13 protein-coding genes are annotated in these 17,295 nt (G+C 31.4%); 10 read left to right on the top strand and 3 right to left on the bottom strand.

Annotated elements, in window-relative coordinates; translation table 11 throughout:
* Positions 1-504: 504 nt before the first annotated feature.
* The 3 genes from BVC87_RS01770 to BVC87_RS01760 all read left to right on the top strand — a co-directional run bounded on the left by BVC87_RS01770 (position 505) and on the right by BVC87_RS01760 (position 3,390).
* The gene (locus BVC87_RS01770) at positions 505-1,482 is read left to right on the top strand and encodes a hypothetical protein (protein WP_075340616.1); all 978 of its coding nucleotides are present in this window, start codon (positions 505-507) and stop codon (positions 1,480-1,482) included.
* Between the two features lie 39 nt (positions 1,483-1,521).
* Positions 1,522-2,448, top strand: coding sequence for a hypothetical protein (locus tag BVC87_RS01765; protein ID WP_075340615.1), 927 nt, complete (start codon positions 1,522-1,524; stop codon positions 2,446-2,448).
* Between the two features lie 96 nt (positions 2,449-2,544).
* Positions 2,545-3,390, top strand: coding sequence for an MBL fold metallo-hydrolase (locus BVC87_RS01760; protein ID WP_075340614.1), 846 nt, complete (start codon positions 2,545-2,547; stop codon positions 3,388-3,390).
* A gap of 41 nt (positions 3,391-3,431) precedes the next feature.
* On the opposite strand, the gene BVC87_RS01755 is transcribed toward BVC87_RS01760, so the two are convergent.
* Entirely contained in the window at positions 3,432-3,680 is a 249-nt protein-coding gene (locus BVC87_RS01755; protein ID WP_075340613.1) for a hypothetical protein, read from the bottom strand.
* A gap of 148 nt (positions 3,681-3,828) precedes the next feature.
* Here BVC87_RS01755 and BVC87_RS01750 point away from each other — a divergent pair, with 148 nt between their 5' ends.
* The 4 genes from BVC87_RS01750 (at position 3,829) to BVC87_RS01735 (ending at position 10,072) form a co-directional block, all read left to right on the top strand.
* Complete coding sequence (locus BVC87_RS01750) at positions 3,829-5,475, top strand: S8 family peptidase (protein ID WP_075340639.1); 1,647 nt, start codon at positions 3,829-3,831, stop codon at positions 5,473-5,475.
* A gap of 59 nt (positions 5,476-5,534) precedes the next feature.
* A complete protein-coding gene (locus tag BVC87_RS01745; RefSeq protein WP_075340612.1) occupies positions 5,535-7,397 on the top strand; it encodes a M1 family metallopeptidase in 1,863 nt (620 codons plus the stop codon).
* 106 nt (positions 7,398-7,503) lie between these two features.
* Complete coding sequence (locus BVC87_RS01740; RefSeq protein ID WP_075340611.1) at positions 7,504-9,192, top strand: glutamine--tRNA ligase/YqeY domain fusion protein; 1,689 nt, start codon at positions 7,504-7,506, stop codon at positions 9,190-9,192.
* Between the two features lie 160 nt (positions 9,193-9,352).
* Positions 9,353-10,072, top strand: coding sequence for an energy transducer TonB (locus BVC87_RS01735; protein WP_075340610.1), 720 nt, complete (start codon positions 9,353-9,355; stop codon positions 10,070-10,072).
* A 51-nt stretch (positions 10,073-10,123) separates the two neighbouring features.
* Here BVC87_RS01735 and BVC87_RS01730 read toward each other — a convergent pair whose 3' ends face one another.
* Entirely contained in the window at positions 10,124-11,731 is a 1,608-nt protein-coding gene (locus BVC87_RS01730; protein ID WP_234974613.1) for an Ig-like domain-containing protein, read from the bottom strand.
* Positions 11,732-11,771: 40 nt separating this feature from the next.
* Complete coding sequence (locus BVC87_RS01725) at positions 11,772-12,449, bottom strand: ComF family protein (protein ID WP_075340608.1); 678 nt, start codon at positions 12,447-12,449, stop codon at positions 11,772-11,774.
* Between the two features lie 42 nt (positions 12,450-12,491).
* On the opposite strand from BVC87_RS01725, the gene BVC87_RS01720 reads away from it, so the two are divergent.
* The 3 genes from BVC87_RS01720 to BVC87_RS01710 all read left to right on the top strand — a co-directional run bounded on the left by BVC87_RS01720 (position 12,492) and on the right by BVC87_RS01710 (position 17,291).
* Positions 12,492-13,070, top strand: coding sequence for a class I SAM-dependent methyltransferase (locus BVC87_RS01720; protein WP_075340607.1), 579 nt, complete (start codon positions 12,492-12,494; stop codon positions 13,068-13,070).
* Positions 13,071-13,091: 21 nt separating this feature from the next.
* Positions 13,092-14,282 carry a GTPase HflX gene (gene hflX, locus BVC87_RS01715; RefSeq protein WP_075340606.1) on the top strand — a complete coding sequence of 397 codons (1,191 nt, stop codon included), beginning with the start codon at positions 13,092-13,094 and terminating at the stop codon, positions 14,280-14,282.
* A gap of 165 nt (positions 14,283-14,447) precedes the next feature.
* Positions 14,448-17,291 (top strand): carboxypeptidase-like regulatory domain-containing protein, encoded by a 2,844-nt coding sequence (locus BVC87_RS01710; protein ID WP_075340605.1) that lies wholly within the window; start codon positions 14,448-14,450, stop codon positions 17,289-17,291.
* Positions 17,292-17,295 lie beyond the last annotated feature (4 nt).

Here is a 17,295-nt window from a genome sequence, read left to right as displayed (position 1 = left end):
AGCCTTCCACGGGAAAGGCTTAAGGTCTTTTAGATACTAAGTAACTTCAGTTAATCCCCCAATTAATTTAACTACTTAGTTTTAGGTCAGACAGTTTATAAAGTTAAAAATAGCACCATAAAAACAAATAGATAAAAACCACAAACGTATAAAAATTAGGAATGAATGATTAAAAGTGAGTCATGAGCGTAAAGTAATGCTTTAAATTTCAATTACTATCAGAACTCTTGTTTCATGGCTATTGAAGAACCTAATTACTTATTAAAAGTTGCTTCTATTTATAGTTCTAGAAACATTTTTTTAATATTAGCAGTTTTCAATTCTTTTTCAAAAAGTATATATTTGTACGTCTCTCCAAGTAAAAAATTTAAACTAATTAAAATTTAGAACGAAACGGGCATGGATTTTTATCATTTCAAATTCATACAGAAAATGATTAGAATTTATGTGGTCTTTTGAGCGTATTCGAGTTTTTGAATATTCAGAAGTAAAAATTTTAAACACATGAGAAAAACAACGTTTTTAAAATTGTTGTTGGTGCTCACATTGGCACTATTATCATCTTGTAGAACACAAGAAAAAAAAGAAGAAACAAAGGTTGCGACTGAAATCAAGCAAGGAAATACTGCAGTCCCAAGTATAAAAAATGATAAGGAAACAGCGACATTTAATTTTAAGCCTCAAAAACCAGTTCAAGGAAAATTAAAAGCAGTTGTTGAATTAGGAGCTTCGGGATTTAACTCTTTCATTATTGAAGTTGATAAGGATAAAAATTGGGAAGCCAAAAGGAAAGAGTTTGGGAACAGTTTAATCTTGGAAGAATTAACGAATACAAAAGAAGTTAACGCTAAACTGAAATCATATATCCAAAAAATCCTTGAATTTGGAGTAAATCCTAAAGATGTACATTTTGTAATAAGCTCTGGAGCAGATCAAAAAACAATTACTAAGACCGTTAAAAAAGAATTAAAAAAAATAGGGTATGTAGTAAATGTGGTAACTGCGGAAGAGGAAGGGCAATATGCCTTAAAAAGTGCAATGCCTAAATGTTTTGAAGAAACCGCATTCGTAGTAGATATAGGCTCTGGAAACACTAAGATTGCTTATCTCGATGGAAATAAAATCATTAGTAAAGAAACTCACGGAGCTAAATATTTTCAAAAAAATATAGACGCAAGTAAAGTATATAAAGAAGCTAATAAAATTGCATCAGAAGTACCTCAAACTAAAAGAGTACAAAGCTTTATTATTGGAGGAGTACCGTATCAAATGGCAAAAACATTAAGAAAAGGAAATGAGCGATTTACTATTCTAAATAAAGATATAACTACCTATGCTAAATTGGCAGAACAAAAAGGTAGAAAAGTAGCAAGTGGACTTACTATTTTTAAGGCCATTAACGACCAAACAAACCCAAGTTCGATTATTTTCGATTGGGATGCTAATTTTACTATTGGGTACTTATTAAATTTACCCTACTAACAGAAGTTTAATAATATTAGAAGTGTTTAATCTGCTCTTATGAATTTTTTAAAATACACCTTTATAACTGTTTTATCCATAGTATTAATATGTTGTAAAACCAATAGTAGTAGTGAGAAAACTGTAGATAGTATTAGTGCAAAATTTAACTATTTACCTAAAGCTCCTGTTAGTGGAACTTTAAAAGGAGTGGTCGAATTAGGCAATACAGGTTATAATTATTTTATTATTGAAATAGATACATTAAGTAACTGGAAACTTAAGCATTTAGAGTATGGTAAAAGCTTAATTGCTGAAGGAATGACAACTGCTGAGGAAATTGAAGGGAAGCTAGATAGTTTTATCAAAGAGATTGAAAGTATAGGCGTGAGTAAAGAGCATATTAGTTTTGTAGTAAGTTCAGGAGCTATAAAAGAAGAAGGCACCAATCTGTTTGTCGAAGAACTTAGAAAAAAAGATCATGAAACTAAAGTAGTGACACCAAAAGAAGAAGGAATCTATGCGCTTAAATCAGTATTGCCCAAAAAGTTTGCTAAAGAATCATTTATAGTAGATTTAGGTTCAGGAAATACAAAGGTATCGTACATTAAAGATAATGACACTATAGTTTTAGAAACTCATGGTAGTAAGTATCATCAAAGAGGAACAGAAGATGAACAAGTATTTGATGATGTTAAAAAAATAGTAGCCTCTATTCCTAAGGAAAACACTAAGTATTGTTTTTTCATAGGAGGAGTTCCTGCTCAACTAGCAAGTGGATTGAGAAAAAATAACGAAAGGTACACCCTACTTTTTACTGACGGAAAAAAGTTTGATAAGATTGCAGCAGAGAAAGGGAAAAAAGTACAATCAGGATTAAACATATACAAAGCACTGGTGGAAGGTACAGATTGTAACACACTAATTTTCGATTGGGAAAGTAACTTCACTATAGGTTATCTTGTAGATAAAACAACCAAAAGTTAAACATATTATAAAAAGAGCACTTACAAGTGCTCTTTTTTGTAAGTATTACTAATTTATTAACTATTTTGCTCACTAATTTTTTGCATCTTTGTCCTTATGCGTATTTATCCTATAGAAACAGGTAATTTTAAATTAGATGGAGGAGCAATGTTTGGCGTTGTTCCAAGATCACTGTGGCAAAAAACGAATCCTGCAGATCATAATAATATGATTGAAATGTCAATGAGATGTATGCTTATTGAAGATGGAGATCGATTAACATTAATTGACACAGGGATAGGAAATAAACAATCAGATAAATTTTTTGGTTACTACTACCTCTATGGAGATTTTTCTTTAGACAAATCATTAGCAGAAATAGGATTCCATAGAGATGATATTACAGATGTATTTTTAACTCATTTGCATTTCGATCATTGTGGAGGCGCAATTCAATGGAATAAAGATAGAACAGGATTTGAACCAGCATTTAAAAATGCAAGGTTTTGGAGTAATAGTCGTCATTGGGATTGGGCTATGCATCCAAACCCAAGAGAAAAAGCTTCTTTTTTAAAAGAAAATATTTTACCTATTCAAGAGAGTAGGCAACTTAATTTTTTACATCTAAACACTAAAGACTATGTAGGTTTTGATGTTTTATTTAAAGATGGTCATACAGAAAAACAAATGCTTCCTAAAATTCAGTACCAAGGAAAAACCATTGTTTTTATGGCCGATCTATTACCTACCGCAGGTCATATTCCGTTACCTTACATTATGGGTTACGATACCAGACCTTTACTCACCATAAAAGAAAAAGAATCCTTTTTAAATGTAGCTGCTGACCATGAGTATTATTTGTTTTTAGAACATGATGCTCATAACGAACTGGTTACAGTAAAACATACTGAAAAAGGAGTGCGCTTAGACAAAACATATAAATTTACAGAGATATTTAATTAAAAGTAAGATTAGCCTAATTATAACTAGGCTAATATTCGTTTCTAGAAAGGACCTATCCAAGGTTTATCAGAATTACCAAGGCAAGAATTTGCAGCCCATATAATTTCTTGTTCCCAGCAGCCTCTTGGGCATCTTCCAAAACCATTATCAATTACTGTTTGAGCTAAATTAACAGCTGATTCACATAGTTGAATCTGAAAAACACTGCCTTGACCATTATCTCCCCCACTAATTTTTTTAGTATCCTCTTTAGATAGTTCAAATTTTTTTAGACTTTGTAGATTTTTCATATTTTAAATAGTTAAAAATTTAATAATTAACGAATCAAATTAAAATTTATTTTAATAATCATTATTTTTGCTTTTAGTGATTACCTATGAAGTAAACAAAAAATAACTTATAAAGACATTTAAATTAAAGAGAGATAGAAACATGAATATGAAAATTTACAAGCCAATTGTATCCTCAATCGTTTTAGCTAGTTTAGCTAGCTGTTCGTCGGTGGCTAACTTACATAAATTACCAGTACCACCTGCAATGAACAATGAAGTAAGTATTGCAGAAAAAAAACAACCACTTACTACATTTGAAGAGAACAACTGGCAACATTTAGATTTAGCTACTGATTCAATTCCAGGTATGAGTGTAGTTAAGGCACATAAATTTTTAGCTGGAAAAAAAGGAGTAGAAGTAGTAGTTGGAGTAGTAGATAGTGGTACCGATTTAGGACATGAAGATTTAAAAGATGTAGCTTGGATAAATACAGATGAAGTAGCTGGAAACAATAAAGATGACGATAATAATGGATATGTAGATGATATTAATGGTTGGAACTTCTTAGGAAAATCATATAAAGAGCATTTAGAGTATGAGAGAATTTTAATGAATCCTTCTATTGCAGATGCAGAAACTTTAGCAGAAGTAAAAAAATTCCAAGATAAGAAAGTAGAAGAAGCAAAAAAGAATCAATTTAGATATAATTCAATTATGGCTCAGGTAAAATATGCCAATGCAAATTTGAAGAGCCATTTTAAGAAAGATGATTACACTTTAAAAGAAGTAGAATCTATAAAAACAGATGATGCTTCCTTGAATGAAGCTTTGGCTATTGCGAAACAAACCTTTGGTTTTGGTTTTCCTACAATGAATGAAGCAGAAGAATACTTAGATGGAGAGCTTAAAAAAGCAAAGAAAACTATAGATGGTGATAATCTTAAAACAGATTATAGAACTATAGTAGGAGATAACGCTTACGATATTAATGATAAGCCAGGTTCTGGAGACGGTAATACAGGACACTCTGAAAAAGATGAAGCTCATGGTTCTCACGTTTCAGGGATTATTGGAGCTACAAGAGGTAATGGAAAAGGAATGGATGGTGTGGCTAATAATGTAAAAATTATGGCAGTAAGATCTGTTTCTGACGGAGATGAGTATGATAAAGATGTAGCGTTAGGAATTAGATATGCAGTAGACAACGGAGCAAAAGTAATTAATACAAGTTTTGGTAAAGGATTTTCACCAAATAAAGAATGGGTTTACGATGCTATTAAATACGCAGCTTCTAAAGATGTATTAATTGTTAATGCAGCTGGAAACGATGGGAAAAACATAGATGTTGAAAAAACGTTTCCAAATGATGCGCCAGATTTAGTAAATGAAGTTTCAGATAACTTCTTAACTGTAGGAGCTATGAGCTCTAACTACAATAAAGAATTACCAGCAGGTTTCTCAAACTATGGAAAAATTAATGTAGATGTTTTTGCTCCAGGTGTACAAATTTATTCTACTACTCCTGAAGGAGAATATAAGAAATTTAGTGGAACGTCAATGGCTTCACCTTCTACAGCTGGAGTTGCTGCATTAATTCGTTCTTATTATCCACAGTTATCTGCAAGTCAGGTAAAGCATATTATTATGAATTCTGGAACTAAAATTAACATGCAAGTGGTTAAGCCTGGAACAGGGAGAAGATATGGTTCAGAAGAAGAGTTAGTTCCTTTTTCAGACTTATCAGTATCTGGTCGTGTAGTAAATGCATATAATGCATTGCAAATGGCAGAAAAAATGGTAAGTAGTAAATAAAAAAACGATAACATAAAAAAGAGCATTGTTAAAATGCTCTTTTTTTTATTCAATCAAATATGAAAAAAATCACCTATTTAGTAGTGTCGATATTTATGATTTCTTGTGCAACTTCTGCGCAAAAATCAACTTCATCTAAAAACGATGGTTATTGGCAACAACATGTTGATTATACTATGGATATTGATATGGATGTAAATACATATCAATATAAAGGAAAACAAAAAATAGTATACACTAATAATTCACCTGATGAATTAAATAAAGTATTTTACCACTTATATTTTAATGCTTTTCAACCAGGTTCTCAAATGAATGCTCGTTTGCATACTATAGAAGATCCAGATGGTAGAATGGTAACAGAAAAAGTTGTTGGTGATGAACTAGTCAAAGCAAGTAGAATTCAAACTTTACAACCTAATGAAATAGGATTTATAAAAGTAAATAGCTTAAAACAAAATGGTAAAAAGGTAAGCTATGAAACTGTAGGAACCATACTTGAAGTTACTTTACATACACCGATCAAGCCAGGGAAAAAGATAACTTTAGATATGGAGTTTGATGCTCAAGTGCCAGTTCAGATTCGTAGATCTGGAAGAAATAATAAAGAAGGTGTAGTATTATCTATGACGCAATGGTATCCTAAATTAGCAGAATACGATTTTGAAGGTTGGCATACACCACCATACATTGCGAGAGAGTTTCATGGTGTTTGGGGTAATTTTGATGTAACCTTACATATTGATAAAAAATTTGTTGTTGGAGGTTCAGGAGATTTACAAAACCCACAAGAAGTAGGTCACGGATATGAAGATAAAAGCAAGAAACTTAAATTGCCAAAAGGAGATAAATTAACTTGGAAATTTAAAGGAGAAAATATCCACGATTTTACTTGGGCAGCTGATCCAGAGTATGCACATGATATCTACACCATGAAAAATGGTATTGATCTACATTTCTTATACAAAAAAACACTAGAGCCTGAATATTTAGAAAATTGGAAAAAATTGCAACCAAAAACCGCTGAACTTATGGACTATTTTAGCGAACATATTGGTCAATACCCATATAAACAATATTCAGTAATTCAAGGAGGAGATGGAGGAATGGAATATGCACAATGTACTTTAATAACAGGAAAACGTCCTTGGGGAAGCTTATTTGGAGTTACAGCACATGAGTTAGCACATACCTGGTTTCAATTTTTATTAGCAACTAACGAAAGCAAACATCCTTGGATGGATGAAGGTTTTACTACCTACATCTCGAATAAAGCTAGTGATTTTATTATGAAAAAAAATAAAGACAATCCTAATCTTGGATCTTATAAAGGATATACATATTTAGTAAAATCTGGAAGTGAAGAACCGATATCTACTCATGCAGATAGATATCATACAAATAGAGCTTATGGGATTGCGAGTTATAGTAAAGGGTGTATTTTCTTAAGCCAATTGGAGTATGTTATTGGAGCAGAGAATGTAGCAAAAACCTTAAAAAAATATTATGATGATTTTTCTTTCAAACATCCAACACCAAATGATTTTAAAAGATGTGCAGAAAAAGTGTCAGGAATTCACTTGGATTGGTATTTAAATGAATGGACACAAACTACACATTTTATAGATTATGGAGTAAAGCAAGTAAAAGACAAAGAGATTACCTTGGAAAGAGTTGGAGCAATGCCTATGCCTATGGATATAGAGGTTCAATATACTGACGGAACAAAAGAAGCATTTAATATTCCTATTGAAATGATGAGAGGAAACAAGCCTACCAAAGCTACATTATTAAAAGATTGGGGTTGGGCTTATCCTACCTACAGCTTTGAAGTGAAAAAACCAGTGAAATCAGTTACTATAGATAAAAGTGGATACATGGCAGATGTAAATCCTTTAAATAATACTTTTTCAGTAGAGTAATTAAAATATTTTTAAACCACTTCAATAATTAAGCAGCAAAAACGAATAGTTTTTCGCTGCTTTTTTTTTATAAATAATTACTTTTGCCTTCAAACTTATAGTGAGTATGTCAGAAGAAAAGAAATCATTAAATTTTATTGAGCAAATTATTGAAGAAGATTTAGCGAACGGTATGAAAAACGAAAATTTACGTTTTCGTTTCCCTCCTGAACCTAATGGGTATCTTCATATTGGACATACCAAAGCTATTGGAATTAGTTTTGGTTTAGGTGAAAAATATAATGCTCCAGTAAACCTACGTTTTGATGATACTAATCCAGCAAAAGAAGAGCAAGAATACGTTGATGCAATAAAAAAAGACGTAGCTTGGTTAGGATATCAATGGGAAAATGAGTGTTATTCTTCTGATTACTTTCAACAGTTATATGACTGGGCGGTTCAATTGATAAAAGATGGAAAAGCCTATGTAGATAGCCAAACTTCTGAGGAAATGGCGGAACAAAAAGGAACACCTACAGAACCTGGTGTTGCTAGTCCGTATAGAGATAGAACTGTCGAAGAAAACTTAGATCTATTCACTAAAATGAAGAATGGTGAATTTGATGAAGGTGAACACGTTTTACGCGCTAAAATTGATATGGCTTCACCAAATATGTTATTAAGAGATCCTTTAATGTATCGAATTCTTAAGAAATCACACCATAGAACAGGTAATGATTGGGTGATTTATCCTATGTATGATTGGACGCATGGAGAAAGCGATTACATTGAACAAATTTCCCACTCACTATGTTCTCTAGAATTCAAGCCTCATAGAGATTTATACAATTGGTTTAGAGATCATGTATACGAATATAGTAAAAGTGAATACCCATTAACTCCAAAACAACGTGAATTCTCAAGGTTAAACTTGAGTTATACCATAATGAGTAAACGAAAGCTACTTAAATTGGTAGAAGAAGGTATAGTTTCTGGTTGGGATGATCCGAGAATGCCAACAATTTCAGGATTAAGAAGAAGAGGGTACACACCAGCATCTATTAGAAGTTTTATAGAAACTGTAGGAGTTTCTAAGCGTGAAAATGTAATTGATGTTGCGTTATTAGAGTTTAAGATCCGTGAAGATTTAAATAAAAATGCAAATCGTGTAATGGGAGTTTTAAATCCTGTTAAACTGGTAATTACAAATTACCCTGAAGATGGAGAAGAAATTTTAATTGCAGAGAACAATCCGGAATTAGACGCAGGCTCAAGAGAAGTTCCTTTTTCTAGGGAATTATACATCGAAAGAGAGGATTTTAAAGAAGAAGCAAATAGAAAGTACTTCAGGTTAACATTAGGTAAAGAAGTGCGCTTAAAGAATGCTTATATCATTAAAGGAGAAAGCTGTGTAAAAGATGAAGAAGGAAACATAACAGAAATTCATTGTACTTATGATCCTTTGAGTAAATCTGGAAGTGGTACCGAAGAGAGTAAACGAAAAGTTAAAGGAACCCTACATTGGGTATCTATTAAACACGCAGTAAAAGCTGAAGTTAGAGTATATGATCGTTTATTTTCTGATGAAGCACCAGACTCTCATAAAGATAAAGATTTTATGGAGTTCTTAAATCCAGATTCTTTACATGTTATTAATGCATTTGTAGAACCAGCATTAGTAAACTCAAAAATTGGAGACAGATTTCAATTCCAACGTTTAGGGTATTTCAATGTTGATAATGATACTACTGAAGAAAAATTAGTGTTCAATAAAATTGTAGGACTACGAGATACTTGGGCTAAAATGAATAAATAACCCAAAAAAGATAAAATATTTTTTTGTAAAACTCAGAAAAAGAGCATGTTAATTATTAATTCGCGAATTAATATAACATGTTTTTTTGTTTTTTAATAAAATTTTGTTAATTTTAACATCCCAATATTATATTAGTAATAACCAAGTAAAATCCCCCTAGATGAAAAAATTACATTGGTTACTTTTATGTTTGTTATTTTTACAACAAATTGTAACATCACAGTCCACAAAGACGTGCGATTCGCCGTCAAAAGTTACCACTAAGACAGATCTTAATGGTGTTGATAAGTGCAAATCAAAATATGCAGGAGATGATTCTACCCCTTCTAGATATATTGTTTTAGGGCTTAATAACACGAAACGAAGATTCCTTCGAAAAAGGAAAAAAGAAATCCAAAGAACAAAGCGAATTGCTGAAAGTATAGACGCCTTATCTCTCTCTACCAAAGGTATTTCTAATGAAAAGCAGCAAGCAAATTTTAAAAATGAACTTGGAACTACAAAGTTGAGTAATCATGTTTACAACTTCCAACAGGTGGATAAACTACCTTCATTTCAGTCTTGTAAAAACCCAGAACATAAGGATAGATTAAGATGTTTTAATCTTGGAATAGGGGATTTTATACAAGAACATTTTGAATATCCAGAAGAGGCTTTAGATAAAGAAATCGTTGGTAAGGTTATTGTAAGTTTTGTTATTGACAAGTACGGAGATGTAGTAAATGTAAAAGCGGTTGATGAAAATAATAACGATCAAACGAGTATTCTAACAAAATATAGTGAAGAATTAGTTTCTAAACTATCAAGAATAAAACCAGCAGAGAAAAATGGACAATCAGTAGCAGTGTCTTATGAATTGCACTTGGATTTTTCGTTATAAATATTTGTATAAAAACTATGAATTAATTTAAGGGGACATTTTAGTCCCTTTTTATTTTATAATAAAGTTTAAATTCGAAATCCAATTAGGTCTTAGCTCAGGGAGATCTTCAGGATAATAAATAATTCGTTCAGGAAATTTTTTCTTCAAATAATTACCGGTATCCCAAATTCCATTATTGTTTTCATCTACTATTGCTCTAATTATATATTTTTGAGGTTCAAGCACGTCAAACTCAACCTTTCCTGAAGCAGTAATAATTTGTTTTTTAATTACTTTTTTATCTGTTAACAACTCTATAATTACTGGAGAACTTACTTCTTTTTTAACATCTAAAATAATACTTCCATAATCTTCTATATCTTTAGTACTAAAAGAATACGAAAGAGTGTCTTTAGACTTAACTTGATATAAATCTTCTATAGCTTGAGGTAATGCAGTGAACTTATAAGAAGTGTTTGATTTTTTCTTAAAAAAGAGCCCTAATTTATTAATAGACACCTTTTTCAAGGTATGTTCAATCGCAACGGTATCACCATCTACAAGAGAAAATTTAGAAGGATCAAACGTTGAAATAGGATTGTTAGTGCTGAGTATCAATGTATCTTTTAAATGCAAAATACCTTGTACGTTAGATTCAATAGATAGAGAATCTAGTTTCTTTTTACGTAAAAAAACGGTAATAGTATCTACAGTACTTTTTTCAGTAACTAAAAAGTTCAGAGAATCTATTTTTTCTTTTGTGTAATACCAATAATTTAAGGTGTCGCTATCTTGCTCAAATTCAGATTCAGCTTTAAAATCGGAAGGTACATCTGAAGTAAGTTTTAATTTCATTCCTTCTTGCCTACCAGTATAACCAAACTGAATTTTTCCTTTACTAACCTCTCTACCTCTTTTAAACTTATAAGGCTGTATTTCCTTGAATAGGATAATAGGAGATGTAATTACACTATCTCTAGGAAGTGAAATAGTATCCGTTAAAAAACCTATTTGATCTGTAATAGAACTAAACTTATAATCAGAAACCTCTTCATCTATCGCCATTAAAAAGTATTTACCATCTCTAAGATTTGTAAACTTATAATTAATAGAATCATACGTTCTAGTAACGTAGTTAGGTTTTTGTTTGTATACTATTGAGTCGTTGAAAGTAGAATCAATTTTATAAAGTAAAACACTATAATTTTTATCAGGCTTTGTTAAAGCAATATCTTTTACAGAGCCACTAATAGATAAGGAATCGATAAAATCACCTGTAGAAAATAAATATTGGAAATTCTCAAGAGGATTGTTTTCGTTATTATCCTGTACAGCATTTCCAAAATTAAAAGTATATGTTGTATTATCTCTAAGTGTATCTAAAATTTTAATATTTATATATTTACTTGGAGTACCCTGAGGAGTTATCAAAGGATTATTCTTTAAAGGAGGAGAAATAATTAGCTGTTTAGTTAAATCCTTTAGTGTAATATATTCATTAAAGTAAATTCTAATATTATCATCATTAAAATTTAAACTTTTAAACTCAGGCTTAGCTGCTACTAAAATTGGAGCTTCTTCATCTTTAGGCCCACCATTAGGAGTACCTTTTCTAGCACAATTAGATATTGTAATACAACCTAATATCAATAAAGCAAGTCGCTTAAAAAATTTCACATGAATAAATTTAAACATACATCAAAAGTAGTAAAAACTACTAGATTTTTTTTGTTAAAGCTAAGGTAGCAATGCTAATTTTTACACCTTCAACTTTTAAAAGCTCTTCACAGCAAGAAATAAGCGTAGCTCCTGTAGTAATTACATCATCTATTAGTAGAATATGTTTGTTCTTAAAGTAAGAAGGGTCACTGAGTTTAAAACTAGAATGATTGGAAAATCTATCGAAACGATTTTTAAAGGTTTGCGTTTTTGTTGCAGAAACCTTTAGGAATTTGGTAGAACAAAATTCGATATTCAATTCTTTTGAAACTTTTTGACCAAATGAAGTCAGCTGATTATAACCTCTAGTCTTCAATTTTTTGTTATGTAAAGGGACAGGAAGAATAACATCGATATCAGAAAACCTAGATAATAAATTAAACTCTTTAACAAACCAATCTCCTAAAAATTCACCAATATCCTCTCTTCCCTTGTATTTTAATGTATGAATAAGTTTTTGCGTACTATTATTCTTATGGTAAGAAAGAAAAGAAACAACCTGTTCTACATTTATTCTACCATAAAATAGCTCAGTTATATTATCGTTATTTTGTAATATAGGTAAGTCATTTTTACAATGACCGCATAAAATTTTTTCAGAAGAAAATAAGTTTCTATCACAATTAACACATAAATTTGGATAAAAAAGACGAAATAAATCTTGAAAAAAGCGCATATTTGCCTAACAATTTTTCTGTAAAAATAAAAAAATATACTTTTGGGGAAGAAGTTTAATTTCTTTAAAGAAGCCATAGCAACAGCAAAAACATCAGGAACTCTAGTTCCAAGTTCTCGTTTTTTAGCTGAAAAGATGTTGAAAGGTATCAATTTTAGTGATGCTAATTTGATAGTTGAATTAGGAGCAGGAAATGGAGCTATTACAAAACACATTCTTCAGAAAATACAACCAAACTCACATCTGATTTGTTTTGAAATCAATGAGCTATTCTACAATGAATTGCTAAAGATAAACCATCCACAACTTACTGTTTTAAAGGTGTCTGCCGAAAATATTATTGAAGAAATTAATAACAGAGGTTTTACATCAGTAGATCATATAGTTTCAAGTTTACCTTTATCAATTATTCCCAAAGAAGTCTCTAAAAAGATTTTAAAAGCATCGTATAGCGCATTAAAAAATAAAGGTACATTTTCTCAATTTCAATATAGTTTAGACTATTTTAAAAAAATGAAAAAGATTTTCAAAAAAGAGAATGTTACATTGCACTTTCAGCCTTTAAATATGCCGCCAGCTTTTGTATATAAGTGTACAAAGAATTCAACAATATCATCTTAGGAATTTGTACTTTTGCCTTCTATGATTGAAACGCAAGAGGTAATATCGGAAAAAACCGTTTTAATAGGAGTAATAACACAACACCAAGACGAGAAAAAAGCAAACGAATATTTAGATGAGTTGGCATTTTTAACATTTACTGCTGGTGGAGTTCCTGTGAAACGATTTTTACAAAAACTAGACCGACCTAACCCTAAAACATTTATAGGATCAGGTAAGTTAGAAGATGTAAAAGCATTTATTGAAGGAAATGAGATTGGTACAGCAATTTTTGATGATGAACTATCGCCTGCTCAATTAAGAAATATAGAAAAAGTGTTAAACTGTAAGATTTTAGATAGGACCAATCTAATCTTAGACATTTTTGCAAAAAGAGCACAAACAAGTTCAGCTAAAACACAAGTTGAATTAGCACAATATGAATATTTGTTACCTAGGTTAACAAGAATGTGGACTCACCTTGATAAACAAAAAGGGGGGATAGGAATGAGAGGACCTGGAGAAACAGAAATAGAAACTGACCGTCGTATCATTAGAGATAAAATCTCTCTACTTAAAAAAAAGTTACAGACCATAGATAAGCAAATGGCTGTTCAGAGAAAGAACAGAGGAAAACTAGTTAGGGTAGCATTAGTGGGGTATACTAACGTTGGTAAATCTACATTGATGAACTTAATTAGTAAAAGTGAGGTTTTTGCTGAAAATAAGCTGTTTGCAACTTTAGATACTACTGTTAGAAAAGTAGTGGTAAAAAATGTGCCTTTTTTACTTACGGATACAGTAGGGTTTATTAGAAAATTACCTACACAGTTAGTAGAGTCTTTCAAGTCGACTCTAGATGAAGTAAGAGAAGCAGATTTATTGGTACATGTAGTTGATATTTCACATCCTAATTTTGAAGATCATATTACTTCAGTAAATAAAATTTTGGATGAAATAGACAGTTCAAATAAACCAACAATAATGGTTTTTAATAAGATTGATGCTTATACACATGAAGTAATAGATGAAGACGATTTGGTAACTGAAAAAACCAAGGCACATTATACTTTAGAAGATTGGGAAAAAACATGGATGAATGATCTGGAAAAAAATGCATGTTTTATATCAGCAGCAAATAAAGAAAACATACTAATATTCAAGGATACATTATATGACAGTGTTATAAAAATACACTCAAAAATATTCCCATACAATAATTTCTTATATTAAATCTGAGCACAAACTCACATTTTTTTAGCTACTGTTTTGTTGTTTAAAAAACAGACTATACTCTTTTTATTAGATCCTGTTATTATTTATTTCTTTGGAAGGTAATTAGGAAATTGTTATTTTAAGGCTGAATTAAAGAAGTTTAGTAATTAAATCTAACAAAGTATGATAAAAAAAGTACTCTTACTGTTTCTTGTAGTAAGCAGCAGTTTTTTGCTTGCTCAGAGCGAAATTTCAGGATTAGTTTTTGATGAATATTTAGAACCATTTCCAGGAGCCAATATTTCAACTAGCGAAGGAGAATCTGTCAGATCAGATTTTGATGGAGCTTTTACAATTAAAGTGAAAAAATTCCCTGTTTCACTTAGTGTGTCTTTAATTGGATATCAAACAGAAGTAATTCAGATATCAAGTAAAGATGATGAGATAAATGTAATCCTCAAACAAACACTAGCCTTAGATCAAGTGGTAGTTTCTGCTTCGAGAACCCCAGAAAGAATTGCAGAATCGCCAGTAACAATTGAGCGAATTGACCAGAAATACATAAAGAATACTCCTTCACCTAATTTCTATCAAAGTTTAGGAAATTTGAAAGGGATAGATGTATTAGATAATAACCTTATTACTAAAGCTATAGGTTCAAATAGAGGATTTGTAAGTACAGATAACGTAAGAGCTGTTCAATTAGTTGATGGAGTAGATGTTGCCGTACCCGTTTTTGATTATTCATTAGGAAATACTTTTGGACTCAATGAACTAGATGTTAAGAATGTGGAAATTCTACCAGGCGCAGCATCAGCATTATATGGAGCAAATGCGTTAAATAACATTGTTTTAATGACCAGTAAAAATCCTTTTGATGATGATGGAATCAGTGTGTATACCAAATCGGGTGTAACAACTCAAAAAGGAAGAGGTGATTTCGCTTTTTATGATGTTGGAGCTAGATTCGCATATAAGTTTAACGACTGGATAGCTGGTAAAGTTAATATGACATATATAAAAGGAGAAGACTGGGCAGCTATAGACAGAAGCAATAGTAATGGTGGGGCTAGTGTAGATCATTCTACCAATCCAGCTTATGATGGAGTAAATGTATATGGAGACGAAGTTTCTATTAACTTAGTAGATCTAGCAATTTTGGCCTCTCCCGCATTTGCGCCACTAGGTATTAATCCGTTAAATCTAATTGCAGGAGTTCCAGGTGTTGAAAATCAACTAATAACCAGATCTGGATATGATGAAAAAGATTTAATAGACTACGGATTAAGATCAACTTTATTTGATGGAGCATTACATTTTAGACCTTGGGGAGAAAATAACACTGAAATTATTTTAGCAGCAAAATTTAATATTGGTGATAATATATCTCAAGCAAGTAATAGATACCTACAAACGAATTCTTTTATGGAACAATATAAGATTGAATTTAAAGGGAAGAATTATTTTATTAGAGGATATTATAATGAAAATGATGCTGGAAACACTTTAGATTCTAGGTTAGGAGGTGTGTTTTTATTAAATAATTGGAAAACACATGAAAACTATTTTATTGAATATGCTACCATGTATTTTGGTTTGTTAGCAAATGGTTTAACAAATGATAATGCACACACTACAGCTAGAGCATTTGTAGATAGAGATAAACCTGTAGTAGGCTCTACTGAATTTTCAAATGGGTTGAGTTTAGCCAGATCTACTCCAATAGCTGAAGGAGGAGGAGGTCTTATAGAGAATTCTGGATACTACCATGCTGATGCAAATTTAAATTTATCCGAATACATAGAATTTGCAGACATACAAGTGGGAGGTAGCTTTAGAAGTTACGCACTAGATTCTCAAGGACAAGTATATACAGATGATGATGGAATAATAAGATACAGGCAATATGGTGTTTACACTCAAATACAAAAGAAGTTTTTAGATGATCGACTAAAGTTTACAGGTACATTACGTTTTGATAAATCTAGAAATTTTGATGGTAATGTTTCTCCAAGAGCCACAATTTCATATGCAGCAGGAGAAAAAAGAGATCATAACTTTAGAATTGGTTTTCAAACAGGTTTTAGAAACCCTACATCACAAGATCAATATTTAGGTTTAGAATTGGGAGGAGCTATTTTAATAGGTTCAGTACAAGAAAACCTATTAAGAGAAACAGTTACACGTGGATTTACCGATGCTTCTGGTGCAGCACAAACAGTGACATTAACAGGAGAAGATGCCTTTAATAATGCATATACAGCTGAATCGGTAGAGCAATTTCAAAATAGTTTTAGAGTAAATGCACTTAATGGAACGTTAGCTGCAGACCCTACATTACTACAAGTGTCTACTGCTAGTTTAGTACAACCTGAAATTGTAAGATCTTTTGAGGTAGGATATAGAGGAGCAACTAATATTGCCAATAAACTTTTTGAATTTGATTTGGTAGGTTTTTTTAATGCTCACGAAGACTTCATTACACCTGTTAATGTTGTAGTACCTTACGTTGGAAATGTTAATGATCCCACTTCTGGAGCTCCTTTATCAATAGCAAATAGAAATCTTCAAACATTTAGTATAGTTACCAATAGTAGCTCTGAAATTCAAGCTTTTGGTTTCACTGCTGGATTTAATACTAAAATCTTTAGTAACTTCACCCTTGGAGGTAGTTATGCCTATTCAGATTTTACAATAGACAATAAAGATAACTTTGTGTTTAAGCCATTCTTTAATGCGCCTAAACATGCTGCAAAAGTTCAATTTGGTAATGAGCGCTTATTCCAACACTTTGGTTTTGCAGTTAATGCAAGTTGGCAAGATGCCATGTTATATCAGACCAGATTTATTGATAGAGTTCTCCCAGCTAGAACTGTTTTAGACGCACAATTAAATTATGCTGTTCCGTCTATTAAATCAGTTTTTAAAGTAGGAGGAACTAATATCACAAGAAATGAGTACAACAGTGTTCCAGAAGCAGGAACCATTGGTTCTCAATTTTATATTTCTTGGACAGTGAATCAATAACGTG

Origin of the sequence: Tenacibaculum agarivorans (genome assembly GCF_001936575.1) — a bacterium.
GTDB classification, from domain to species: Bacteria; Bacteroidota; Bacteroidia; order Flavobacteriales; family Flavobacteriaceae; genus Polaribacter; species Polaribacter agarivorans.
Note: the sequence above shows the minus strand (reverse complement) of the source record. Positions and strands in the feature narration are given on the sequence as shown.